This is a genomic window from Aeromonas aquatilis (genome assembly GCF_054052405.1).
In genome coordinates this window covers 55,924-76,478 of sequence record NZ_JBSTYP010000024.1, presented here as the reverse complement: position 1 = coordinate 76,478, position 20,555 = coordinate 55,924, and the positions used below count along the sequence as shown (strand labels likewise).

The 20,555-nt window shown below is 60.2% G+C and carries 24 protein-coding genes and 1 pseudogene; 14 read left to right on the top strand and 11 right to left on the bottom strand.

Annotated elements, in window-relative coordinates:
• Nucleotides 1–90 precede the first annotated feature (90 nt).
• A pseudogene (locus ACW5W8_RS11755) lies at nucleotides 91–687 on the bottom strand (alpha/beta hydrolase); the annotation flags it as partial.
• 345 nt (nucleotides 688–1,032) lie between these two features.
• Here ACW5W8_RS11755 and ACW5W8_RS11750 point away from each other — a divergent pair.
• Both ACW5W8_RS11750 and rluF read left to right on the top strand, forming a co-directional pair.
• The gene (locus ACW5W8_RS11750; protein WP_005350832.1) at nucleotides 1,033–1,155 is read left to right on the top strand and encodes a hypothetical protein; all 123 of its coding nucleotides are present in this window, start codon (nucleotides 1,033–1,035) and stop codon (nucleotides 1,153–1,155) included.
• Complete coding sequence (rluF, locus tag ACW5W8_RS11745; protein ID WP_498628047.1) at nucleotides 1,145–2,161, top strand: 23S rRNA pseudouridine(2604) synthase RluF; 1,017 nt, start codon at nucleotides 1,145–1,147, stop codon at nucleotides 2,159–2,161. The genes ACW5W8_RS11750 and rluF overlap by 11 nt, the downstream gene beginning before the upstream one ends.
• 108 nt (nucleotides 2,162–2,269) lie before the next feature.
• Here the strand turns inward: rluF and rsmS are convergent, their stop codons facing one another.
• Both rsmS and ACW5W8_RS11735 read right to left on the bottom strand, forming a co-directional pair.
• The gene (rsmS, locus tag ACW5W8_RS11740; RefSeq protein ID WP_498628046.1) at nucleotides 2,270–2,425 is read right to left on the bottom strand and encodes a pleiotropic regulatory protein RsmS; all 156 of its coding nucleotides are present in this window, start codon (nucleotides 2,423–2,425) and stop codon (nucleotides 2,270–2,272) included.
• A gap of 95 nt (nucleotides 2,426–2,520) precedes the next feature.
• Nucleotides 2,521–2,988 carry an acyl-CoA thioesterase gene (locus ACW5W8_RS11735; RefSeq protein ID WP_021230653.1) on the bottom strand — a complete coding sequence of 156 codons (468 nt, stop codon included), beginning with the start codon at nucleotides 2,986–2,988 and terminating at the stop codon, nucleotides 2,521–2,523.
• Between the two features lie 138 nt (nucleotides 2,989–3,126).
• Here ACW5W8_RS11735 and ACW5W8_RS11730 point away from each other — a divergent pair, with 138 nt between their 5' ends.
• Both ACW5W8_RS11730 and ACW5W8_RS11725 read left to right on the top strand, forming a co-directional pair.
• Nucleotides 3,127–3,765 carry a tellurite resistance TerB family protein gene (locus ACW5W8_RS11730; protein WP_108542189.1) on the top strand — a complete coding sequence of 213 codons (639 nt, stop codon included), beginning with the start codon at nucleotides 3,127–3,129 and terminating at the stop codon, nucleotides 3,763–3,765.
• A 242-nt stretch (nucleotides 3,766–4,007) separates the two neighbouring features.
• A complete protein-coding gene (locus ACW5W8_RS11725; RefSeq protein ID WP_498628043.1) occupies nucleotides 4,008–5,078 on the top strand; it encodes a hypothetical protein in 1,071 nt (356 codons plus the stop codon).
• A 51-nt stretch (nucleotides 5,079–5,129) separates the two neighbouring features.
• On the opposite strand, the gene ACW5W8_RS11720 is transcribed toward ACW5W8_RS11725, so the two are convergent.
• The gene (locus ACW5W8_RS11720; protein ID WP_498628042.1) at nucleotides 5,130–6,548 is read right to left on the bottom strand and encodes an aminotransferase-like domain-containing protein; all 1,419 of its coding nucleotides are present in this window, start codon (nucleotides 6,546–6,548) and stop codon (nucleotides 5,130–5,132) included.
• Between the two features lie 122 nt (nucleotides 6,549–6,670).
• Here ACW5W8_RS11720 and ACW5W8_RS11715 point away from each other — a divergent pair, with 122 nt between their 5' ends.
• The 8 genes from ACW5W8_RS11715 (at nucleotide 6,671) to ACW5W8_RS11680 (ending at nucleotide 13,157) form a co-directional block, all read left to right on the top strand.
• The gene (locus ACW5W8_RS11715) at nucleotides 6,671–8,242 is read left to right on the top strand and encodes a cytochrome ubiquinol oxidase subunit I (RefSeq protein WP_498628041.1); all 1,572 of its coding nucleotides are present in this window, start codon (nucleotides 6,671–6,673) and stop codon (nucleotides 8,240–8,242) included.
• The gene (cydB, locus tag ACW5W8_RS11710; RefSeq protein WP_498628040.1) at nucleotides 8,242–9,381 is read left to right on the top strand and encodes a cytochrome d ubiquinol oxidase subunit II; all 1,140 of its coding nucleotides are present in this window, start codon (nucleotides 8,242–8,244) and stop codon (nucleotides 9,379–9,381) included. Before ACW5W8_RS11715 ends, cydB begins: the two co-directional genes overlap by 1 nt.
• Before the next feature lie 16 nt (nucleotides 9,382–9,397).
• On the top strand, nucleotides 9,398–9,508 hold the full coding sequence (gene cydX, locus ACW5W8_RS11705) for a cytochrome bd-I oxidase subunit CydX (RefSeq protein ID WP_005337572.1): 111 nt from the start codon (nucleotides 9,398–9,400) through the stop codon (nucleotides 9,506–9,508).
• 130 nt (nucleotides 9,509–9,638) lie between these two features.
• Nucleotides 9,639–10,598, top strand: a complete 960-nt coding sequence (locus tag ACW5W8_RS11700) for an MBL fold metallo-hydrolase (protein ID WP_498628038.1) — start codon at nucleotides 9,639–9,641, stop codon at nucleotides 10,596–10,598.
• The gene (locus tag ACW5W8_RS11695) at nucleotides 10,591–10,920 is read left to right on the top strand and encodes a hypothetical protein (RefSeq protein WP_042057704.1); all 330 of its coding nucleotides are present in this window, start codon (nucleotides 10,591–10,593) and stop codon (nucleotides 10,918–10,920) included. Before ACW5W8_RS11700 ends, ACW5W8_RS11695 begins: the two co-directional genes overlap by 8 nt.
• On the top strand, nucleotides 10,908–11,765 hold the full coding sequence (locus ACW5W8_RS11690; RefSeq protein WP_498628035.1) for an MbnB/TglH/ChrH family RiPP precursor modification enzyme: 858 nt from the start codon (nucleotides 10,908–10,910) through the stop codon (nucleotides 11,763–11,765). Before ACW5W8_RS11695 ends, ACW5W8_RS11690 begins: the two co-directional genes overlap by 13 nt.
• Nucleotides 11,758–12,552 (top strand): HvfC/BufC family peptide modification chaperone, encoded by a 795-nt coding sequence (locus ACW5W8_RS11685; RefSeq protein WP_498628034.1) that lies wholly within the window; start codon nucleotides 11,758–11,760, stop codon nucleotides 12,550–12,552. The genes ACW5W8_RS11690 and ACW5W8_RS11685 overlap by 8 nt, the downstream gene beginning before the upstream one ends.
• Nucleotides 12,549–13,157, top strand: coding sequence for an HvfX family Cu-binding RiPP maturation protein (locus ACW5W8_RS11680; RefSeq protein WP_498628032.1), 609 nt, complete (start codon nucleotides 12,549–12,551; stop codon nucleotides 13,155–13,157). Before ACW5W8_RS11685 ends, ACW5W8_RS11680 begins: the two co-directional genes overlap by 4 nt.
• A 115-nt stretch (nucleotides 13,158–13,272) precedes the next feature.
• Here the strand turns inward: ACW5W8_RS11680 and ACW5W8_RS11675 are convergent, their stop codons facing one another.
• Together ACW5W8_RS11675 and ACW5W8_RS11670 are read right to left on the bottom strand one after the other, a co-directional pair.
• On the bottom strand, nucleotides 13,273–13,944 hold the full coding sequence (locus ACW5W8_RS11675; RefSeq protein WP_498628031.1) for an NAD(P)H-dependent oxidoreductase: 672 nt from the start codon (nucleotides 13,942–13,944) through the stop codon (nucleotides 13,273–13,275).
• Between the two features lie 179 nt (nucleotides 13,945–14,123).
• Nucleotides 14,124–15,302, bottom strand: coding sequence for an MFS transporter (locus ACW5W8_RS11670; protein WP_498628029.1), 1,179 nt, complete (start codon nucleotides 15,300–15,302; stop codon nucleotides 14,124–14,126).
• A 351-nt stretch (nucleotides 15,303–15,653) separates the two neighbouring features.
• Here ACW5W8_RS11670 and ACW5W8_RS11665 point away from each other — a divergent pair, with 351 nt between their 5' ends.
• On the top strand, nucleotides 15,654–16,664 hold the full coding sequence (locus tag ACW5W8_RS11665; RefSeq protein ID WP_498628028.1) for an HAD family hydrolase: 1,011 nt from the start codon (nucleotides 15,654–15,656) through the stop codon (nucleotides 16,662–16,664).
• 161 nt (nucleotides 16,665–16,825) lie between these two features.
• Here the strand turns inward: ACW5W8_RS11665 and dkgB are convergent, their stop codons facing one another.
• The 4 genes from dkgB to ACW5W8_RS11645 form a co-directional block, all read right to left on the bottom strand.
• The gene (gene dkgB / locus ACW5W8_RS11660) at nucleotides 16,826–17,629 is read right to left on the bottom strand and encodes a 2,5-didehydrogluconate reductase DkgB (protein WP_498628026.1); all 804 of its coding nucleotides are present in this window, start codon (nucleotides 17,627–17,629) and stop codon (nucleotides 16,826–16,828) included.
• Nucleotides 17,630–17,675: 46 nt separating this feature from the next.
• Nucleotides 17,676–17,972 carry a putative quinol monooxygenase gene (locus ACW5W8_RS11655; protein ID WP_498628024.1) on the bottom strand — a complete coding sequence of 99 codons (297 nt, stop codon included), beginning with the start codon at nucleotides 17,970–17,972 and terminating at the stop codon, nucleotides 17,676–17,678.
• A 352-nt stretch (nucleotides 17,973–18,324) separates the two neighbouring features.
• Entirely contained in the window at nucleotides 18,325–18,543 is a 219-nt protein-coding gene (locus ACW5W8_RS11650; RefSeq protein WP_159163860.1) for a hypothetical protein, read from the bottom strand.
• Nucleotides 18,544–18,599: 56 nt separating this feature from the next.
• Nucleotides 18,600–19,004, bottom strand: coding sequence for a DUF6404 family protein (locus tag ACW5W8_RS11645; RefSeq protein ID WP_498628022.1), 405 nt, complete (start codon nucleotides 19,002–19,004; stop codon nucleotides 18,600–18,602).
• 191 nt (nucleotides 19,005–19,195) lie between these two features.
• On the opposite strand from ACW5W8_RS11645, the gene ACW5W8_RS11640 reads away from it, so the two are divergent.
• On the top strand, nucleotides 19,196–20,098 hold the full coding sequence (locus ACW5W8_RS11640; RefSeq protein WP_498628020.1) for a LysR substrate-binding domain-containing protein: 903 nt from the start codon (nucleotides 19,196–19,198) through the stop codon (nucleotides 20,096–20,098).
• A 171-nt stretch (nucleotides 20,099–20,269) separates the two neighbouring features.
• On the opposite strand, the gene ACW5W8_RS11635 is transcribed toward ACW5W8_RS11640, so the two are convergent.
• The gene (locus ACW5W8_RS11635; RefSeq protein WP_236326241.1) at nucleotides 20,270–20,503 is read right to left on the bottom strand and encodes a hypothetical protein; all 234 of its coding nucleotides are present in this window, start codon (nucleotides 20,501–20,503) and stop codon (nucleotides 20,270–20,272) included.
• Nucleotides 20,504–20,555: the final 52 nt, after the last annotated feature.

The window sequence follows — 20,555 nt, the reverse complement described above, 5'->3', positions numbered from 1 at the left end:
TGGAGCGTTACGGGAGGGGCGTGAATATCAAAGCATGTTTGCATGAGGCGCTGGGGCACCCCATGCAACACGTAATTGGGACATAGCCTTGGAAAAGCCCACCAGATGCAGCGGCCGCTTGCCCGGTGCCAGCAATCTGGCCTCCCGCACCGCCAGTCGGGTGGCGGCCAGCCAGGTCTCCCAATCCACATCCACGAGGCCAGCGGGCACGGTGCCGTGGCCGGGGATCCTCAGCCCCAGCGCGATAAAGCCCTGCTGCTGATAGCGTCTGGCCAGATGGCGCAGGCTGTAGGGGGAGTCGGTCAGGTCGTGCAGCAGCACCGCTACCCCTTTGACTTCCCCCTCGGGGCGCAGCAGGTAGGAGCGGTTCCAGTTCTGCTGAAAGCGGGCGGGATTGATGGGGGCGTCCTGATAGTAGCGATTGCTGGCCAGTTGCTGCTCCGGCGGCGTCTTGGCGACTACCTCGGTGGCTACCAGCTCGAACAGCTCTGCTTCGCGGGCCAGATAGGCTTGCCAGTCGCTGCTGTCGAGCTCATCGGCACTGAGTTCGGGGCGCACCACTGTGTGCCACAGCTGCAGCGGCGCTGCCTGCCAGGCGAAGTAGGCGATCACCGCCCATGCGGTCAGCAACAGCAGCAACAGGGTCAGCAGAGCACGGCGAACAAGGCGGCGAGTGTGAGCCAGCATGGTGCAATCCTTGGCGATAGAGGTGGAGCCGCCTTTGGGCGGGCGAGTTTGGCGCAGCACCTTGGGCACTGCCAATCGGCTTAAAGCCTAATGGAAACAAGGTGATATGTATAGTTGATGGCGTTTGGCCGCGCAGGCTGTGGGCGCCTGATCCCGCCGTTGGCATCAGGCTGGCCGTTCAAAGGCTGCATCGCGGGCCATCTGGCGGCGTGAACTTGTTCGCAGATGCCCGCTTGGGCGCTGCGACCTTGCAACTATCTGCCCCTGAAAGGGGGCAATTATGCTACTGTAGCGGCGTTTTTTGATGGATAAGCTGGCATTGGCCTTTTTTGAAGATGGAATGGTATGCAGAACTTTGACGTAGTGAATTGGCTGATGCAGCAGACAGCCTCCCCGGCGCAGCCGGAACAGGCGATGGCACAACCGGGCGCGGCCCAAACCCTGTGGCAGGTGACCCATGCTGGCTAACGAATCCATGCGCCTGAACAAATATATCAGCGAGAGCGGCATCTGCTCGCGCCGCGAGGCCGACCGCTTTATCGAGCAGGGCCACGTTTTTATCAACGGCAAGCGCGCCGGGATCGGTGATCAGGTGCAGGCAGGCGATCTGGTCAAGGTCAACGGTCAGGTGATCGAGCCGCGCGAGGCGGACAGTCTGGTGCTTATCGCCCTCAACAAGCCGGTGGGCATCGTCAGCACCACAGAGGCGGGCGAGAAGGACAATATCGTCGATTTCGTCAACCACAGCACCCGGGTCTTCCCCATCGGGCGGCTCGACAAGGATTCGCAGGGGCTGATCTTCCTCACCAACCACGGCGATCTGGTCAACAAGATCCTGCGGGCGGGCAACGATCACGAGAAAGAGTATCTGGTGACCGTCGACAAGCCGGTGACCGACGAGTTTGTGCGCGGCATGGCGGCCGGGGTGCCGATCCTTGGTACTGTGACCAAGAAGTGCAAGGTGAAGAAAGAGGCGCCGTTCGTCTTTCGCATCACGCTAGTGCAGGGGCTGAATCGCCAGATCCGCCGCATGTGCGAGTACTTTGGTTTTGAAGTGACCAAGCTGGAGCGCATCCGCATCATGAACGTCAGCCTCAAGGGGCTGCCGGTGGGCGAGTGGCGCGATCTCACCGACGACGAGCTGATCGATCTGTTCAAGCTGATTGAGGACTCCTCCTCCGAGGTGAAACCGGCCAAAGGCGACAAGCCCAAGGCGGCCAAGGCCCCTGCGGCGCCAAGCGCCAAACCGGGGCAGGGCAAGAAGCCGCGCCGCGATGACGATCACGAGATTGGCGGGCGTCCCAATGTGCCGGGCCCGGAAGCCTTCGAGAAGAAGCTGCCGCTGGGCAAGGGTGGCGCGGGCAAAGGTGCTGCCAATAAAGGTGGTGCTGGCAAAGGGGCTCCCAAGGGAGGCAAACCGGCCGCTGGCAAGCCGCGCACCGCTAACACAGGACGGCAGAAGAAGGGGCGCTGAGTTCGCCTGTTTCGTCCCTTTTTCGTTCCAAGAGACCGGCCACTGGCCGGTCTCTTGTTTTGCGCACCTAACCGCAATGCCTGAACAGAGATAGTGATTGCCCCATGGTCAACGGCCCTGCTGCTCCGCCAGCTTGCGCTCGTAGTCATTTTTTACGATGGCCAGCGCCGCCAGCACCAGCTCGGGGGCCAGCTGGTTGGTCTCCAGCAGTTCAATCAGATCCACCGCGAGTTTTACCTCGGGTGGGGCAGTTTCCAGTGACATGGGCAGGGTTCCGGTTGCGGGAAGAGGGGGGATTATACAGGGGCGCCGCCGTTGGCCGAAAGCGCCCGCGGTATCGGGCAGGGGAATCACCAAGCTCAGAGGTGCTGGCGCATCTCCTTGTCGATCTCCTCGCGCAGGGCGATCAGCTTTTTGGCGTACTGCTGCAACTGCAGATCGCTCTCGCTCACCGGTTGCCACTGGGGCACCGGGGTCGGCTTGCCCTGCTCATCCATCGCCACAAAGATGATGATGCAGTGGGTGGTCTTGTGGCGCTCGGTGTCGGTGGGGTGGCGGCTGTAGACATCCACCGCCAGATGCATGCTGGTGGTGCCGGTGTGGATCACCTGGGCGTGCACCTCTACCAGCTGGCCAATCTGGATGGGGCGCAAAAAGCGGATCCCCCCCACATAGACGGTCACCGCATAGCCGCCACACCAGCCGGCTGCGCAGGCATAGCCCGCCTGATCGATCCACTTCATCACCATGCCGCCGTGGACCTTGCCGCCGAAGTTGACGTCAGAGGGTTCGGCCAGAAATTGCAGGGTCAGTTCGCGATTGGGCACAGTCACATCCTTATTGCCTGAAGAGTTTCCCTGAGCTTTGCCCCATCGGCCTGCCCGGTCAAGGGTTCATCCCCGATTCAGGGGGGCGGGGTCACTATCTTGCTCTATCGACGGGAACATAGCCGCAGGAGTGACACCATGAAACAGATGCTGGAACAGTTGCTGGGGGCTGGCAAAGGCTGGCTCAACGAAGGCGGAGACAAGCGCAAGGGGCAGATGCAGGGGGCGCTGGCCGGCGGTGCGCTCGGTCTGTTGCTGGGCAATAAAAAAGTACGCAAATATGGCGGCAAGGCCGCTGCCGTGGGCGGCGCCGCAGCCCTTGGCGGGCTGGCCTACAAGCTCTATCAGGATTGGCAGGCCCAGCAGGCGGCGCCCGCCCAGCCCACTCATCCCATCAGTGGGCTGGAAGGCAATGCGCTGGATGCCCGCGCGGCGCTTTTGGTGCGCGCAATGGTGGCCGCGGCCCGGGCCGATGGCCATATCGACGGCGCCGAGCGCCAGAAAATTCAGGAGTACCTGACCGAACAGGGCCAGAGCGATGCCGCCCGCTGGATTGACGCCGAGCTTGCCCGCCCCCTCGATCCCCACGCGCTGGCACGGGAAGTGACCGATATGGAGCTGGCCACCGAGGTCTATCTCGCCTCCCTGCTCGCCATCGAGGTGGATCACTTTATGGAGCGAGGCTATCTCGACGAACTGGCACGCGCCCTCAAACTCGATGACAACCTCAAGGGGAGCATCGAGCGGCAGGTGGCCCAACTTAACGCCCCCGCCTGATACCCTCACCGCCATGGATTGCCGATAACGCCCCGCTCAAGGGGCGTTGTTGTTTCTGCGGCTCGTCAAAAGATGCGGATGAGCCTATTTGGATTGCGGGGCACAGCCCCTAAGATAGCGCAGGACCATCACCATTTTTGTAAGGAGCAGTACTGGGAAATGCGACACTCGTTTATTAACTGAACTCCACATCATGTTAATGTCAAAGAACAATATCAACGTTTGCACAAGGAGTGTGCGTAATGTCAACTTCCCCAGCCGAGCTGGCCAAATATTACAGTGTTGATGATTTAACCACTGCAACAACGGATGGAGGCAGGCTCAATAACCTGCTTTTATCAGTTCAAAAAGGCTTGCCACTATCTATTTGGAGTCAGCAATACCTTGAGTCTAAAGGACTTAATGCCTTACTCGGTTTTCTTACCGGATCGTTATCCAAAGAGGAGTTTTATAGACGTGCCTTATTAGAGCGAGAACAGCGTATCGTAATTGCTAAAAAGCGGCAGCTTGAACTTGAAGCCATTAAAATAGCCGAGCAGAAAGCAGCAGCCCTGAGGTATGAAAGACTTCAGGCTCAATATAAAACTGATCGCATAAAACGTGAGAGCGACCCAAAGTTTATTGCACGGAGGAAAAACAAAGAGCTTCGCCGGAAGTTTGGGGTAGATATATTTGTGGATGAAGATCACTTTAAGCAATTGATGCAGATTTTGCGTACGCTGGATGCCAAGTCACGACTTTCTGAACTTGATTCTATATGGCTAAAAGTTGAGTGGCGGGACTATCAAACAGATGAGATATGGCATGCATATCATCGAATAGAAGCTGATTTTTATATTTCAGAGTACAAGAAAACCTGCGATCCATGGCAAGCAGTCAATGCCAGTGCGCATCTTCGAAAATGTGCAGCAGCAGCCTCGGCTGTTGAATTGCTCTCGGCTATTCCAGTTAAAGACCAAGAGCATGCGAAGCTCAAATCTGCGATTAGAACAACCCATGGTGGGGCGTTGCGTGACTTGGGAAAGCGTACAGATGCTCTGAAAATGGGGGCTGAGGCTCATGCATTGCAACCGAATAATTTCAGACCATGCACACTGTTAGGTGCGCTCAATATTGAGCTGGGGAATATTGAAGAAGGACATAATTGGTATCTCATGGCGAAAGCTCGTGGTGCTAAGCGGGATAGTATCGAATACGAATTGCGTTCTCTACTTTTGCGTATGAGTGAAGATAAGCGTAATGCGACTATTGCTGAGCTATTGAGGATTGCCCCTCGAGAATATGGCTGGTTACGCCGACCATTGAAGAGGTAATTACAGCTGCACTTGGGTTCCTGTGTCATGAGTGGAATTATTGGCGTCATCTTACGTGCCTTGGGCAATTTGGCGATTGATAAGCTCGGCAAGTTTGAATAGGGCCTGCTCCAGCTGTTCGCTCCAGGGATGGGAGCTGTTGAGGCGCAGGCAGTGGTTGTGTTGTCCCTGATTGGAAAAGAGTGCGCCGGGGGCCACTGAAAAACCGCTGCCCAGAGCCTTGGCGTGCAGGGCTCGGCTGTCGAAATGGGCAGGCAGCGCCAGCCAGAGGAAGTAGCCGCCATCGGGGGAGGAGATCCGCACCTCGTCCGGCAACAGCCGTTGCAGGGCCGCCCGCATCTGCTGCTGGCGCTGGGCCAGGGTGTGGCGCAGGCGGCGAAAGTGGGCATCGATCCCGCCCTGGCGCAGCATCTCGGCCAGCGCCAGCTGGCTCGGCACATTGGTAGAGAGGGTGGACATCAGCTGCAGCCGCTGCACCCGCTCGGCATGGGGCCCCGCCACCACCCAGCCGACCCGAAAGCCCGGCGCCAGACACTTGGAAAAGGAGCTGCAGAGCAGGCTGTCGCCGCGTCGATCCCAATGTTTGATGGGCTTGGGCCGCTCGCGGCCGAAGTAGACCTCCGCATAGACATCATCCTCCACCAACGGCACGGCATATAGGTTGAGCAGCGCCATCAGCTGCGCTTTGTGCGCATCGGGCATGGTGTGGCCCAGCGGGTGCTGCACATTGCCCATCAGCCAGCACGCCTTGATCGGCATCTGGCTGAGGGCGTCTTCCAATAGCGCCAGATCGATGCCCACCCCCGGGATGACCGGGATCTCCACCGCCTTGAGTTTCAGCCGCTCGATGGCTTGCAGGGCGCCATAGAAGGTGGGGGACTCCACCACTACCCAGTCACCGGGCTCGGTCAGCACCTGCAGACTGAGGGAGAGCGCCTCCATGGCGCCGGTGGTGATGATGATCTCCTGCGGATTGACCGCCACCCCGTCACTGGCGTAGCGCTGGGCGATGGCGCGGCGCAGCGCTTCGTTGCCGGGGGGCAGGTCGGCCACCGTGCTGAAGGGATCGAGCTTGCGCATGCAGCTGGCCAGCGCCCGCCCGAGCTGGGGATGGGGGAACAGGGTCGGGTCTGCTACCGACATGCCAAGGGGCACCAGATCCCGCGATTTGCTCGCCTGCAACACCTCGAACACCAGATCGTTGATATCCACCGAGCCGCTGTAGTGGGTCTGGCTCGGGGTGTGCTGCACGACCTGCGGCGAAGCGGCTTTGACGTAGTAACCGGACTGGGGGCGGGCGAGGATCCGCCCCTGACTCTCCAGCAGCTGATAGGCCTGCAGCACTGTCATCGGACTCAGGTTGTGGGTCTTGCAGCTCTGGCGGATGGAGGGGACGCGCTCCCCCGGTTGCCAGATGCCATCATCGATCTGGCTTTGCAGGCGGTCGGCCAACTGCTGGTAAAGGGACATGATCTGGATCAACTGTTATAGGTGTAATTCAATATAACTGCATCTGTTATAGGTGTCATGCTCCGTGATGTACTTGTCACGCACGAAACGTGCAAGGCAAATACAACAAAAGAGAGTGACGCATGATCAATCCGGATGACGTGGTCAGCCTGTCTCGCCTGCAATTTGGCGCCACGGCCCTGTTCCACTTCCTGTTTGTGCCCCTCACGCTGGGGCTGTCCTGGATCCTGGTGATCGCCGAGTCGGCTTATGTGATGACCGGCAAGGTGATCTATCAGGACATCACCCGCTTCTGGGGCAAACTGTTTGGCATCAACTTCGTCATGGGGGTCACCACGGGGATCACCATGGAGTTTCAGTTCGGCACCAACTGGGCTTACTACTCCCACTATGTGGGGGACATCTTCGGTACCCCGCTGGCCATCGAGGGGCTGATGGCCTTCTTCCTCGAATCGACCCTAGTGGGGCTCTTCTTCTTCGGCTGGGACAAGCTCTCTCGCGGCAAGCACCTGCTGGTGACCATGCTGGTGGCGCTCGGCTCCAACCTCTCGGCACTCTGGATCCTGATCGGCAACGGCTGGATGCAAAACCCGGTGGGAGCCGAGTTCAACCTGCTGACCCAGCGCATGGAGCTGGTGGATATCGCCGCCGTGCTGTTCAACCCGGTGGCGCAGGTGAAGTTCGTTCACACCGTTGCGGCGGGCTATGTGGCCGCCTCCATGTTCGTGATGGGGGTGAGCAGCTGGTATCTGCTGCGCAAAACCGAGGTGCAGTTTGCCCTGCGCTCCTTCGCCATCGCCTCTGGCTTCGGGCTGGCGGCCATCCTCTCGGTCATTGTGCTGGGGGATGAGTCGGGCTATCGCACCGGCGAGGTGCAGAAGGTCAAGCTCGCCGCCATCGAGGCGGAGTGGGAGACCGAGCCAGCACCAGCCTCCTTTACCCTGTTCGGCTTCCCGGATCAGCAGGCGCAAACCACCCACGCAGCCATCAAGATCCCGTATCTGATGGGGATCATCGCTACCCGTTCCATCGACGAGGCGGTGAGCGGCCTCAAGGATATCAAGGTGCAGAACGAGGCACGCATTCGCAGCGGCATGGTGGCGGCAGAGGCCCTCGACCAGATCCGGCAGGGTGATGACACCCCGGCCAACCGCGCCCGCTTCGAGCAGCACGGCAAGGATCTCGGCTACGGCATGCTGCTCACCCCCTATGCCAACAATATTGCCAAGGCCGGTGAGGCGGAGATTGCCAAAGCGGTCGATGACTCCATCCCGCCAGTGGCGCCGCTGTTCTGGGGCTTTAGGGTGATGGTGGGGCTTGGCGTCACCATGCTGGGGCTGATGGTGGTGAGCTTTGTCCAGCTCTGCCGCAACCGGCTGCAAGACTCGCCACGGCTGCTCAAGACCCTGCTCTGGAGCATTCCGCTGCCCTGGATTGCCATTGAGGCGGGCTGGTTGGTGGCTGAACTCGGCCGTCAACCCTGGACCATCAGCGACGTGCTGCCGGTCTCGGCCTCGGTCTCTTTGCTCCAGCCGGGCCAACTCTGGTTCAGCCTTATCGCCATCTGTTCCATCTACACCCTGTTGCTGGTGGTGGAGCTGTTCCTGTTGCGCCATGTGATCCGCAAGGGGCCAGCCATTCTCCATACCGGCCGCTACAGCGGTGAACAACCCGAACTTGCGAGGATCGCCTGATGGATTACGCAACCCTGAAACTCATCTGGTGGGCGCTGGTGCTCTTCATGATGGTCGGTTTTATCGTGATGGATGGCTTCGATCTCGGCATCGCCATGCTGCTGCCGGTGGTGTCGAAAGATGACGACGACCGCCGTCTGGTGATCAACAGCGTGGGGCCGGTGTGGGAGGGCAATCAGGTGTGGCTGATTGCCGGTGCCGGCGCCCTGTTCGCCGCCTGGCCGCTGGTTTATGCCGCCGCCTTCTCGGGGCTTTACATCCCCATGGTGGTGCTGCTGCTCGGGCTCTTTCTGCGGCCGGTCGGTTTTGACTATCGCAGCAAGCTGGCCGATCCGGTGTGGCGCCGCTGGTGGGATCGGGCGCTGGTGGCCGGTGGCTTGATACCGGCGCTCATCCTCGGTGCGGCTATCGGTCTGGTGATGGAGGGGCTGCCGTTTCGCTTCGACACGGCACTGCGTCTGCACTATGGCGCCTTCGACTTCCACTGGGGCTGGCTGCTCTCGGTGCTGGCCACTGCCATCAGCCTGTTGCTGCTGCACGGCGCCGGTTTTCTGCAAGCCAAGGTGACTGGCACCCCTGCGCTGCGCGCACGGGGGATCGCCATCCTGCTGGCCCCGCTGGTGACCCTCTGCTACCTGCTGGCCGGCTGGCATCTGGTGGATCTGCAAGGGTTTCAGCTGACCGGTGTCGGCACACAACCCTTTGACCCGAATGCTGCCATCAGCCCGCTGATGAAGGGGGTGATCCCCCACGCCGGTGGCTGGCTGCGCAACTATTTTGACTATCCGCTGCTATGGCTGGTGCCGATCATCGGGGCGCTGGCGCCGCTGGTGAGCGGGATTGCCTCCTGGCTGGAGCGGGGCCGAATTGCGCTGCTGGCCAGCGCCATCGCCTGCGCCGCCATGCTCTGCTCGGTGGCCATCGCCCTGTTCCCCTTCGTGCTGCCCTCATCCCTCGATGCGGTCAGCAGCCTGACCCTGTGGGACAGCACCTCCAGCTACAAGACCCTGGCCATCATGTTCGGCCTCGTGCTGGTGCTGATGCCGGTCAACCTGGGCTACACCGGCTGGGTCTATCGAGTGGTGCGCGGCAAGCTCAACCGAGCCCGCATCAAGCGCGACAGCCATCAACTCTACTGACCTCAAGGGATCTGCTATGTGGTACTTCACCTGGATTTTGGGCCTCGGATTTGCCCTGCTGCTGGGCCTGTGCAACCTGCTCTGGCTGGAAGCGCGCTGGCAGGCGGACGAACGGGACGGTAACTGACGGTGGGGGGCTCGCGCCCCGCCATGGCCGGTGGCTGGCGTTCACTCGTCGCCATCGGCCCCTCTCTCCCCCTCTTTAAACGACACAAACGACACACTTTCAACCGACAACCAACCGACAGGTAATTGTGATGAAACAGAGATTGAAAGCGGTGGCGCTGGCCATCGGGTGCGCGCTCACCGTCGCCCCGGCCTGTGCCGAACCGGTACAACTGACGCCACTGGATAAAACCTTCACCCTGCAGGTGCTCGGCAGTGGTGGCCCTATCTCCGACGACCTGCGTGCCTCCTCCAGCGAGGTGATCTGGTGGAAGGGGAAATCCCGCATCCTGATCGATGCCGGTGGCGGCGTCTACCTGCGCTTCGGCCAGGCGGGGGCCAAGCTCGAAGAGGTCGATTTTATCGGCATCACCCACTTTCACACCGATCATGTGACCGACCTGCCCGCCCTGCTCAAGGGGGCCTACTTCTTCGAGCGCAGCGATCCGCTGGATCTGGCGGGGCCGCAAGCCGGCTCGGCCTTTCCCAGCATGAGCGGCTACTTTGATGCCCTCTTCAACAAAGACAAGGGCGCTTATGCCTACCTGAGCGGTTTCAAGGATGGCACCGATGGCCTCTTCCCCATCACCCTCCATGATGTGCCCTACCAGAGCCCGCAGCCTCACACCTTCTATCAGCAGGATGGGCTGACCATCACGGCGCTCGGCATCCCTCACGGTGACGTGCCCTGTCTGGCCTATCGCATCGAGAGCGCCGAGGGGACCATCGTTATCTCTGCAGATCAGAACGGCAGCAACCCGGCCTTTGTGCCGTTTGCCAAGGGGGCCGACATTCTGGTAATGCCGCTCGCCATCCACGAAGGGGCCGACCCGGTCTCCGCCTCGCTTCATGCCAAGCCATCTGTGGTGGCCAAAATTGCCGCCGAGGTGAACCCCAAGCTGCTGGTGCTCAACCACTGGATGGGGGTCGGCCTCAATCACAAGAAAGAGGCGATGGCCATCGTCAAACAGCAATTCCACGGCCAGATCGTAGCCGCCCGCGATCTCTCCAGCTACCCCGTTTCATCCGTCAAGGAGTCCGCCCATGAGTAACTCAAGCAGCAACAAAACCACCGGCAAACTGACCCTCTCCATCGCCATGACCAGCCTGATTGCCCTGACTCCGGGGCTGGCGCTGGCGGCCACCCCGAGCGATGCCCCAGTCAAGGCCGCCCCCAGCGAACAGCACGGCGGCAAGTGTGCGGCGGGCAAGTGCGGTACCGAGAAGCGCTTCGAGAAGCAAGCCCTCGACAGTGATCCGCAGGGGCGGCTGGTGCGCGCCCGCGATGGCAAGTGTGGCGTGGCGGGTGAGGGGATTGATGGCGACAGAGCCAGCAAGAGCAGCAAGATGACGGAGGGGGTATGCGGCCAATAAGCTCCCGCTGTCGGGGGATCGGACTGCGTCAGGAGCATCTGGATGCGCTCTGCGCCGGCCCTGTCCGCCCCGCCATCGACTTTCTCGAGCTGGCGCCGGAGAACTGGATGGCTATAGGCGGAGCCAAGCGGGCGCAGCTGCATCAGCTGGCCGAGCGTTACCCGCTGGTGGCCCACGGCCTCAGCCTCTCCCTCGGCGATTGTCAGCCCCTCAACCGCACCCTGCTCAGCCAGATCCGCACCTTTCTGGAAGAGTTCGGCATCGAGATCTATAGCGAGCACCTGAGCTTTTCCCGCGACCAGCAGGGTTATCTTTACGAGCTTTTACCGGTACCGCGCCAGTGGGAGAACATCCCCTATCTGGCAGAGCAGATCGCGCAGGTGCAGGAGGCGCTGGCCCGCCCGCTGGTGCTGGAAAATATCTCCTACTACCACGGCTATGACCATGAGATGCCGGAGGAGGATTTTCTCGCCGAGCTGGTGGCGCGCAGCGGTTGCGAGCTGCTGCTCGATATCAACAACGTCTTTGTGAACAGCCGCAACCACGGTTACTGCCCCAAGCGGATGATTGCCGGGCTGCCGAGCAATGCGATCCGCTATTTCCATATCGCCGGTCATCTGGAAGAGGCGGACGGCACTTTATTGGATACCCATGGCAAACCGGTGTGCGAGGAGGTGGTGACGCTGGCCCGTTATACGGTGCAGACCCACGGCCTGCGCCCCCTGTTGCTGGAGCGGGATCACCATCTGCCACCGCTGGCAGAGCTGGAGGCCGAGCTGGCTCGGGTGCACGGCGCCTGTTGCGAGGTGATCGACCGTCAGGTGCGGGAGGTGCGCTATGGATAGACGGTTATCACTGATCACTGCGCCCAAAACGGCGCCGCAGCGGATGCAGCAGCAGACCGCCTGGCTGGCAAGCCGGGTGCGGCTGCCGCAGGATGGCATCGCCAGCCACTATGCCCGCAGCGTGCGCGCCAATGTGGCGTCGGTGCTGGAGAGCTGCTTTGTCCTGACCCTGGCGGGGCTGACCCCCGACGATCAGCGCACATTGGTGGATGGCTTTGTCGCTCACCATGGCGCCCTCGATCCGGCCTTTCACCATATCGCCACCGAGTTTATCCGCTATGTGCAACATCGCCACGGTGAGGGCTCCCTCAACTGGCCCAGGCAGCGGCTGGCGCTGCTGGAGTACGAGTGGGCCTGCCTCTGTGTCGAGATTGATGAAGGGGTAGTGCCGCAAGTTATATCGGGGGAGGAGGTGACGGCGGAGAGTCCGCTTGTGCTCAATTCCACCCTGCAACTGCTTGAGCTCCCCTTTGCCATTCGTCGCAGCGGCGTGGTGCCGACCCGGCAGGGCAACCACTTCTATGGCCTGTTTCGCAGCCCGGAGCATCAGGTGGTGACCCAGCGGTTGCGCGAATGGGATGTGGCGCTGATCCAGTTGCTGCAACAGCAGCTGAGGATCACTCAAGGCGCGTTCCAGCAACAGGTGCAACAGGTTCGCAGCGACTTTGATCTGAGCGAGTGGGCACGCCATTTTTACCGGCTGGGTCTGCTTACCCTGCCCGTTGGCGAGCGCCAGCCTGGCACTCCCTTGCCCTCATTTAGCAAACACCAAGGAGAATTCCCATGAACAACACCCTAATCCAGTGGTACGAGCGGGTGGTGGCCCAGTGCAAGCGGCTCGATTTTCTGGCCCTGCTGGCCATTCGCCTCTATCTCATTCCGGTCATCTATGTGGGGGCCCACTCCAAGGTGGTGGGCTTTGCCGGCACGGTCGCCTGGTTTGGCGCCCCGGTCTCGGAAGGGGGGCTCAACCTGCCATTCCCGACCCTGCTCGCCTTTCTGGCGGCGGGCACCGAGGTGCTGGGCTGCATCTGCATCGCCCTTGGCCTCTTTACCCGCATCATGGCCATTCCCACCATTTTCCTGATGAGCGTTGCAAGTGCCATGGTGCACTGGAAGCACGGCTGGGACGCCATCGCCACCGGCAGCATGGAGGCCACTGTGCGCCTCAACGGCTTTATCGAGTGGCTGGCTGCCAACTTCCCCGGTCGCTACAACTACATCACTGAGCTCGGGGATCCCGTGATGCTCAACAACGGGATGGAGTTTGCCGCTACCTACTTCGTGATGCTGCTGGTGCTGCTGGTTTACGGCGGGGGCCGCTACGTCAGCCTCGACTACTGGCTCAAGCGGACGGTGACCGGCAAAGCAGGCGTGCAACAGGCGGCATAAGACCCGCCAACAGATAACAAAAACCATAACGACAGAGCGTGAAAAACAGCGAGCGGCCAGGGGCCGCTCGCTGTTTTTGTGCTGTGTGGGGTGGGCGTGTCAGCTGCGTCAGCCGTTACTGGTATCGGCCGACCACGATGGGGGACTCCTGCTCAATCTGGCCAAGGCGCTCGACCCACTGGGCGAGCCAGGCTTCCCGCTCTTCTTGCGAGACCCGCACCGGGGCATAACAGATATGGGGGCGCAGCACATCGAAGCCGACAAATTGCAGGATCCCGCGCTGGATGGGGCGCAGCACCCCGTCGATATCGCCGTTGAAGCCGTCGGGTAGATAGGTCTCGGCGGGGCCGCCGGTAGTCAGGCTCAGCAGGGCCCGCTTGCCGCGAAATTTGCCGCTCTCGTAGATATGGCCCTGACCGTAGACTCGCCCCATGGCAAAGACTCTATCCACCCACCCCTTTAGAATGGCGGGCAGGCCAAACCACCAGAGCGGGAACTGGAAGATCAGCAGATCGGCCGCCTCCAGCTTTTGCATCTCCTGTTCCAGCTGGGGGGCAAAGCTGTCCTGCTCGGTGGCAGCCAGCTCTTCGAGTTGCAGCTTGAGAAAATCGGGATCGCTGGCGGCAGTGAAGTTGCGTCGATCCGAGACGGGATCAAAGCCCATGGCATAGAGATCGCTGGTCATCACTGCGTGGCCCGCCTGCTCCAGCGCCCTGATGGCGTGGCAGAAGAGGGCACCGTTGAAACTTTTGGGTTCGGGATGGGCATAGACGATAAGCACCTTCATAACAGACTCCGTGGCAAATGATGCGAGGGTGACAGGCTTGGTTGCTGAAACAGTTGCTGAAACAGTTGCTGAAACAGTTGCTGAAATGGTTGCCGGGTTAACGCTGTGTCACAGCGTAGAAGCCTGCCGCGCCGATTGCAACAGGCGCTACGCCCTTGCGTGACGCCTGCTGGCGCAGCTTATGCCTGACAGGCAGCGAGCCGGAGGGCTTCGCGGCGCTCGCAGACATGGGTCAGTCCGTAGGCCAGCAGCACGATAAGGGCGCCGATCCAGGGTGTGTGCATCAGGCCGAGGTGCTCAACCACCAAGCCACCGACCACGGAGCCGAGCGCAATGCCGACGTTGAAGGCGGCAATATTGAGGCCTGATGCTACATCCACCACCTTGGGGGTATGCAGCTCGGCCTGCTTGACTACCAGCACCTGCAGACCCGGCACGTTGCCGAAGGCAAAGGCGCCCCACACCAGCACGGTGAGCACCGCCAGCACCGGATGGGGTGCGGTGAAGGTGAGGGCCAGCAGCACCAGCGCCAGACCGGCAAACAGCAGCTTCAGCGCCGGCAATGGGCCCATCTTGTCGGCCAGCTTGCCACCCCAGATGTTGCCGACGGCGACTGATACCCCGTACACCAGCAGGATCAGGCTCACCGCACCGGCGCTAAAGCCGCTCACCTGCTGCAGGATGGGGGCGAGGAAGGTAAACGCCGTGAAGGCGCCGCCGTAACCCAGCGCCGTCTTGGCGTAGACCAGCAGCAGCGGCTTCTTGGTCAGTACCGAGAGTTGCTCGCGGATGGTGGAGGCCGCCCCCTTGGGCAGGTTATTGGGGATCAGCAGCAGGCTACCTACCATGGCGACGAGGCCGAGCAGGCTTACCACCAGAAAAGTATCACGCCAGCCAAAGACCTGACCAATCCAGGTGCCGAGCGGTACGCCGGTCACCAGCGCCACGGTGAGGCCGCTGAACATGATGGCGATAGCGCTCGCCGCCTTCTCTTTGGCCACAAGACCCGTGGCAATGGTGCTGCCCACCGAGAAGAAGACCCCGTGCGCCAATCCGGTGAGGATGCGGGCCACGATCAGGCTCTCGTAACCGGGGGCCTGCCAGGCCAGCAGGTTGCCGGCGGTAAAGAGCGCCATCAGCCCCACCAGCAGCCACTTGCGTGGCACCTTGCCGGTGAGCGCCGTCAGCACGGGGGCGCCGATGGCCACCCCAAGGGCATAGAGGCTGACCAAGAGGCCCGCCGAGGAGAGCGAGACATTGAGCTGCTCGGCGATGGTGGGGATAAGCCCCACAATCACAAATTCGGTGGTGCCGATCGCAAAGGCACTCAGGGTAAGGGCAAATAACGCCAGTGGCATAACAACTCCTTGATTAGGGACTCCCGACGGGAGAATGGCGCCAGTATGCCGATGGGTTTTGTTGGCAAAAATGACGGTGAAAGCAAATTACTTTTGCCAAATAAGCAGCAATGGCGATGAGTGGGAGGAGATTGTGTTGCCCGATGCGTAAGCGCAACGCAGTGATCTACCTCTCAGAACGGGATGAATGCGGCTCCTTTTCTGAACTTGCTTAAGCTCCAGTACAAGCTGGCCGCCATAGGATTTTCCCTGTGAAACCCGTGTGTGTTGAACCCATGCGCGCCGGTGTTGTGATGGCCGCGCGCTTTCATCTACAGGCAATAGACAGGCAATATCCAGCTGACAGGTAACATGATGACCTTGAATCGACTCTCCTCTCTTTTGCTGCTGTGCGGCGCCTTTGCGGTACAGGCCGGCCAGAGCGATCCCCTCTCTGCCTGGAATGACACGGCAGCCAAGCAGGCGATCATCCGCTGGGTAACCAATGCCACCGATCAGCAGCAGCCCACTTTTATTCCGCCAGAGAAGCGCCATGTGGTGTTTGACAATGACGGCACCCTCTGGCCGGAAGCGCCCATGACCTATCAGCTGCAGTTTGCGATGGACGAGATCAAGCGCCTGGCGCCGGAACACCCGGAGTGGAAGGCCGACCCCATCGTCGCGGCAGTGCTGAACAACGACCTCAAGGCCGTGGCCAAATCGGGGGAGAAGGGGCTCGCCAAGCTGGTGGGACTGACCCACAGCGGCATGACCACCACCGAGTTTGCCGAGCGGGTCACTCGCTGGGTCAACAGCAGCAAGGATCCCCGTTTTGGCTGCCACTACGATCAGCTCGGGTATCTGCCGATGAAGCAGCTGCTGGGGTATCTGCGGGATAATGGCTTCCAGACCTGGATTGTCTCCGGCGGCGGCGTCGATTTTATGCGGGTGATGTCCGAGCAGATGTATGGCATCCCGACCCAACAGGTGATTGGCTCCTTTACCCTCGGCGAGTTTGCCCTGACCGGGGAGGGCAGCGAGATCCGCAAGACCATGAGCGGCGCCTATTTCGATGACAGCAAGGCGAAACCGGCCGCCATTCACCTCTTTATGGGGCAGCGTCCGGTTGGCGCCTTTGGTAACAGCGATGGCGACGTGCCCATGCTGCAATACACCTCGACCAACCCGGATTACCACACTTTCGGCCTGCTGGTGCACCACACCGATGCCAAGCGCGAATACGCCTACGACAGTCATCCGCCAGCCAGCGGCAAGCTGATCGACGGGCTGGCACAGGCAAAAGTGCGGGGCTGGGTGGTGGTCGATATGAAATCAGACTGGAATCAGGTGTTCGATCCCGCCCTTTGCCAGAACGCGCCCTGATTGCGGAGCTGCATCTGGCATCAATATGACGGCTGGACGTTCAGCAAGCGCTGCAAAGCGTGAGGCAAGAAAAGAGACAGGGAGAGCATGATGCTCTCCCTGTTTAATTTGGCTTGCTGGCGAGCCAGCCTTTCTTTCGCGTTAGTCTCACGCCTTTCGCGTCAGTCCCATGCGGGGGCAAAGTCGGGATTGGCGCAGCGCTCGTTCCGATCCAGCGTGGCGATGGCGGCCATCTCCTCGCTGCTCAAGGTGATATCGAGAGCGGCCAGATTGGCAGCCTGATTCTCCCGCTTGGTGGAGCTCGGGATCACTGCCATGTCCTGCGCCAGCAGCCAGGCCAGCGACACCTGCGCCGCCGATACCCCGTGGCGCTTGCCAATCTCCATCAGCAGCGGCTCGCTCAGCACCTTGCCATAGGCGAGCGGCATATAGGCTGTGACGGCGATACCCTGGGCTTTACAGAACTCGACCACCTTGCGGTTTTGCAGCAGGGGATGAACCTCGATCTGCTGGTGAGCGATGGCCCCCGGCCCCAAAATCTCGATAGCCTGTTTGAGCTGGGCCACGGTGAAGTTGGAGACCCCGATCTCCCGGGTCAGGCCTTGTGTTTTGGCCTCGGCCAGCTGCTCCAGATAGACTGCCATCGGCACCTCATCCTTGGGGGAGGGCCAGTGAATAAGCGCCAGATCCAGATAGTCGGTGCCCAGTTTTTCGAGGCTCACCTCCAGGCTCGGGATCACCTTGCCCGGGCCGAATTCGCTGGTCCACACCTTGGTGGTCAGATAGATATCCTGGCGAGGCACGCCGCTCTCGCTCATCAGCTGGCCTACTTCGGCTTCGTTGGCGTAGATCTGGGCGGTGTCGATATGGCGGTAGCCAAGTTCCAGCCCCTGCAACAGAGAGTCGCGCAGGGGTTGACCGGTCAGGCGAAAGGTTCCAAGACCCAGGTTGGGCATCTTCATCATGCTACTCCTCAAACGGGTTGCAAAGGGCGTTCAGTAGCGCGGCGGATCAGGCGTCCAGCGGCTGATAGCGGCGAATGGAGCTGCCAGCAAACCAGGGCTCGGCCTTGGCGACAAACTCGGTAAAGTGAGGCTGGCCCTGATGGGTGGTAAGGGCCGCTTCGCTCTCCCACACCTCGTAGAGCATCCAGCAGTGGGGATTGTCTAAGTCCTGATGCAGCTGATAGCGCTGACAGCCCGCCTCTTGCAAGGTGGCCGCAATCAGCGGCTCAAGGGCGGCGCGAAACTGGGGGGCGAATTCGGGTTTGGCTTCAAGCTGGGCAATCACAATCACGGGTGAAGACATCTGAACCTCCTTGGCAAAAACGAAGAGTCAGTATGCCTGCCGCGATGTGCTGGAAACAGGGCGCTGGTCGCAAAACAGTATTGAGTGGAGAGCAGCAATAGCAGTAGTGAGAGATTTTTATGAATGATTGTCTGAATTTGTAGTCAACACCCCTTTTTCTGCATGAGTCACCAGCTCACCTTCGCTGATTGCGCGTTCAATGGCAAACCACCTAAAACCCGCAAAGAGATATTACTGGCCCGTATGGACGCTTTGATCCACTGCTTATCTCACAGTGAGGGCACAACTGTTTGATCATCTGGTGAACTACTTGATTATTTGTGGCTATGAACGTCCAAGCTATGGTCAATCATTACAAGGCTGCCATGATGGCCGGATGAAGCTTTTTTGCGATCACCATGCCAAGGAAAATGGAGGCAAATAGAGGGAGAGGATCCCAGCTTCGTCGATAGCTGCGCCAGTTGCCATTGTGGTGGCGGAAAAGCCTGTAGGCGAGAACCAAGAGGCCAATGGCGGTTTGGATGAGACAGTTAATTGAAAAGCTGATAAAAAATTTAACGAAATCTGGCAAGGTGAGAGTCCGAGTCTGTGAAAGTGTGCTCTTCAGAGCCTGTATTGCACCCAGTTTCAATCGGCAGCAGGAGCTTTAACCTTCTTCTCTGTGCCTTCACTGATGTGCTGGTGCTCCAACTGCTCCCATGGGGTCAATCCAAGCTGCCGGCGTTTGAGCCAGAGTCCAATTAAGGTGAAAAGACCAAATACGCCAGCGAACAGGGTTGTGTTGAACAGGGCTGATAAAAGATCCCTTCCCTCTGGATGCCAGATGAATGTCCACATAATCAGACCCCATAACGGCGCAATAGAGAGGCCGGAACAGAGGAAATTGGTAAGCCAGCCCGCGTAATAAGGCGGCTTGACGGGGACGCCGAGTTTACGCAGCAATTTGAACAGCCACGGATTGTAGTGAAATTCCTTGAGGCCACTGTCGGCCAGTAGTTGATGGGCAATAGCCAGCCGTTCTTCAAACTCCATTAATGTATCTCCTTGATGATCTGGCTTCATACGATTCCTTTTGATGGCATTCTACTGATTAAACAGAGTGAGAGATAGTGATTCTCTCTGGTTATTTCTCTTCGAAAAACAAGAGCGTCTCTCTGAGCACGCTTGCCAATCCACAGCAGCTAAGCCTATAAAGGCCCATAACTCTTGTCCGGATAACAGCAATGAAGACCCATTCTGATGAACTGACCCTGTTTGTGGCGGTGGTGGAGGCGGGCAGTTTTCGCCAGGCGGCGGAGAACCTCGGCATGGATAACTCGGTGGTGAGCCGTGGCATCAAGCGGCTGGAGGAGAAGCTCTCAACCGTTTTGCTCAATCGCACCACCCGCCGGGTCAGCCTGACCGAGGAGGGGAGCTGGTTCTATCAGCGGGCGGTGAAGATCCTGACCGAGATGAGCGAGGCGGAGGGGCATCTGCTGATGCGCCGGGAACAACCCGAAGGGGTGTTGAGAGTCGATGCCGCTACCCCCTTTATTCTGCACCGGCTGGTGCCGATCATCGGCGAGTTTCGCCGCCGCTACCCTGCCATCGAGTTGCAGCTGCACAGCTCGGAGGGCTTTATCAATCTGATGGAGCGGCGGGTGGACATGGCCATCCGCATCGGCGAGCTGACCGACTCCTCACTGCGCGCACTGCCACTGGGCCGTTCGCGGTTGCGGCTGCTGGCTTCCCCAGGCTATTTGAGCGATCGCGGCACCCCGCGCCAACCGGCGGATCTGTTGAGCGGTCACGAGCTGCTCGGCTTTTTGCATCCCGATCACCTCAACCACTGGCCGCTGCTCAGTGCCGAGCAGGGGGATCGCTTTGCCATCACCCCCAGTCTGCGTGCCAGCAGCGGCGAAACCTTGCGTCAGCTGGCGCTGGCGGGGCAGGGGATCGTCTGTCTGTCAGATTTCATGACCGGGCCGGATCGGGAGAGCGGCGCGCTGGTGGAGGTGCTGGCCCGCAGCAACAGCGGCGCCTCGCGCCCCATCAATGCAGTCTTCTACTCCGATGCCCAGCGGGATATCCGGCTGCGGGTCTGGCTCGATTTTCTCAAGGAGCAGCTGGGCAGCCATACCCTGTAGTTCAGGTTGGTTTGTGCGGTTTGTTTGAACGGTTCGTCGCTGCGGTTTGCTTAACGAAAAACAAGCCGCGCCTTCGTTGCGGCCAATCAGCATTAGCTTGGTGGCAGATAAACAGACGGCCGACTTGAGGGGCGGTCGTCGGTTCGGGAAGGTGTGTGAGGTGAAGCGCAGTTAGCGGGGCAGTTTGCCCCATACCCGGCTGAGCAGGGCGCCACCGATCACCGGCGGAATGGCCAGCAGCAGGGTCCACTGCCAGGAGAGGCCGCCGACGGTGGCGGCCAGTACGATGCAGGTGAGCACCACCAGTTGGGCCACCATCATCAGGAAGGTGCCTTCGCGGGGGGGCAGGGTCTCTTTTTGAGTGGCGACGTGGGCTACGGGCGCTTGAGTGGTGGTCGGTTTCATGGCGATATCCCTATGTTGAGTCTGATATCACTAAGCAATGGCCGTTCCACAT

Coding starts and splice junctions, on each gene's coding strand:
- ACW5W8_RS11700 (WP_498628038.1), top strand. CDS start 9,639: ATGAAACAGAGATTGAAAGCGGTGGCGCTGGCCATCGGGTGCGCGCTC.
- ACW5W8_RS11730 (WP_108542189.1), top strand. CDS start 3,127: ATGAAACAGATGCTGGAACAGTTGCTGGGGGCTGGCAAAGGCTGGCTC.
- dkgB (WP_498628026.1), bottom strand. CDS start 17,629: ATGATGAAGATGCCCAACCTGGGTCTTGGAACCTTTCGCCTGACCGGT.
- rluF (WP_498628047.1), top strand. CDS start 1,145: ATGCTGGCTAACGAATCCATGCGCCTGAACAAATATATCAGCGAGAGC.
- ACW5W8_RS11720 (WP_498628042.1), bottom strand. CDS start 6,548: ATGTCCCTTTACCAGCAGTTGGCCGACCGCCTGCAAAGCCAGATCGAT.
- ACW5W8_RS11645 (WP_498628022.1), bottom strand. CDS start 19,004: ATGGAGTTTGAAGAACGGCTGGCTATTGCCCATCAACTACTGGCCGAC.
- ACW5W8_RS11640 (WP_498628020.1), top strand. CDS start 19,196: ATGAAGACCCATTCTGATGAACTGACCCTGTTTGTGGCGGTGGTGGAG.
- ACW5W8_RS11695 (WP_042057704.1), top strand. CDS start 10,591: ATGAGTAACTCAAGCAGCAACAAAACCACCGGCAAACTGACCCTCTCC.
- ACW5W8_RS11750 (WP_005350832.1), top strand. CDS start 1,033: ATGCAGAACTTTGACGTAGTGAATTGGCTGATGCAGCAGACAGCCTCC.
- cydB (WP_498628040.1), top strand. CDS start 8,242: ATGGATTACGCAACCCTGAAACTCATCTGGTGGGCGCTGGTGCTCTTC.
- rsmS (WP_498628046.1), bottom strand. CDS start 2,425: ATGTCACTGGAAACTGCCCCACCCGAGGTAAAACTCGCGGTGGATCTG.
- ACW5W8_RS11680 (WP_498628032.1), top strand. CDS start 12,549: ATGAACAACACCCTAATCCAGTGGTACGAGCGGGTGGTGGCCCAGTGC.
- ACW5W8_RS11665 (WP_498628028.1), top strand. CDS start 15,654: ATGATGACCTTGAATCGACTCTCCTCTCTTTTGCTGCTGTGCGGCGCC.
- ACW5W8_RS11675 (WP_498628031.1), bottom strand. CDS start 13,944: ATGAAGGTGCTTATCGTCTATGCCCATCCCGAACCCAAAAGTTTCAAC.
- ACW5W8_RS11690 (WP_498628035.1), top strand. CDS start 10,908: ATGCGGCCAATAAGCTCCCGCTGTCGGGGGATCGGACTGCGTCAGGAG.
- ACW5W8_RS11670 (WP_498628029.1), bottom strand. CDS start 15,302: ATGCCACTGGCGTTATTTGCCCTTACCCTGAGTGCCTTTGCGATCGGC.
- ACW5W8_RS11655 (WP_498628024.1), bottom strand. CDS start 17,972: ATGTCTTCACCCGTGATTGTGATTGCCCAGCTTGAAGCCAAACCCGAA.
- cydX (WP_005337572.1), top strand. CDS start 9,398: ATGTGGTACTTCACCTGGATTTTGGGCCTCGGATTTGCCCTGCTGCTG.
- ACW5W8_RS11685 (WP_498628034.1), top strand. CDS start 11,758: ATGGATAGACGGTTATCACTGATCACTGCGCCCAAAACGGCGCCGCAG.
- ACW5W8_RS11715 (WP_498628041.1), top strand. CDS start 6,671: ATGATCAATCCGGATGACGTGGTCAGCCTGTCTCGCCTGCAATTTGGC.
- ACW5W8_RS11635 (WP_236326241.1), bottom strand. CDS start 20,503: ATGAAACCGACCACCACTCAAGCGCCCGTAGCCCACGTCGCCACTCAA.
- ACW5W8_RS11725 (WP_498628043.1), top strand. CDS start 4,008: ATGTCAACTTCCCCAGCCGAGCTGGCCAAATATTACAGTGTTGATGAT.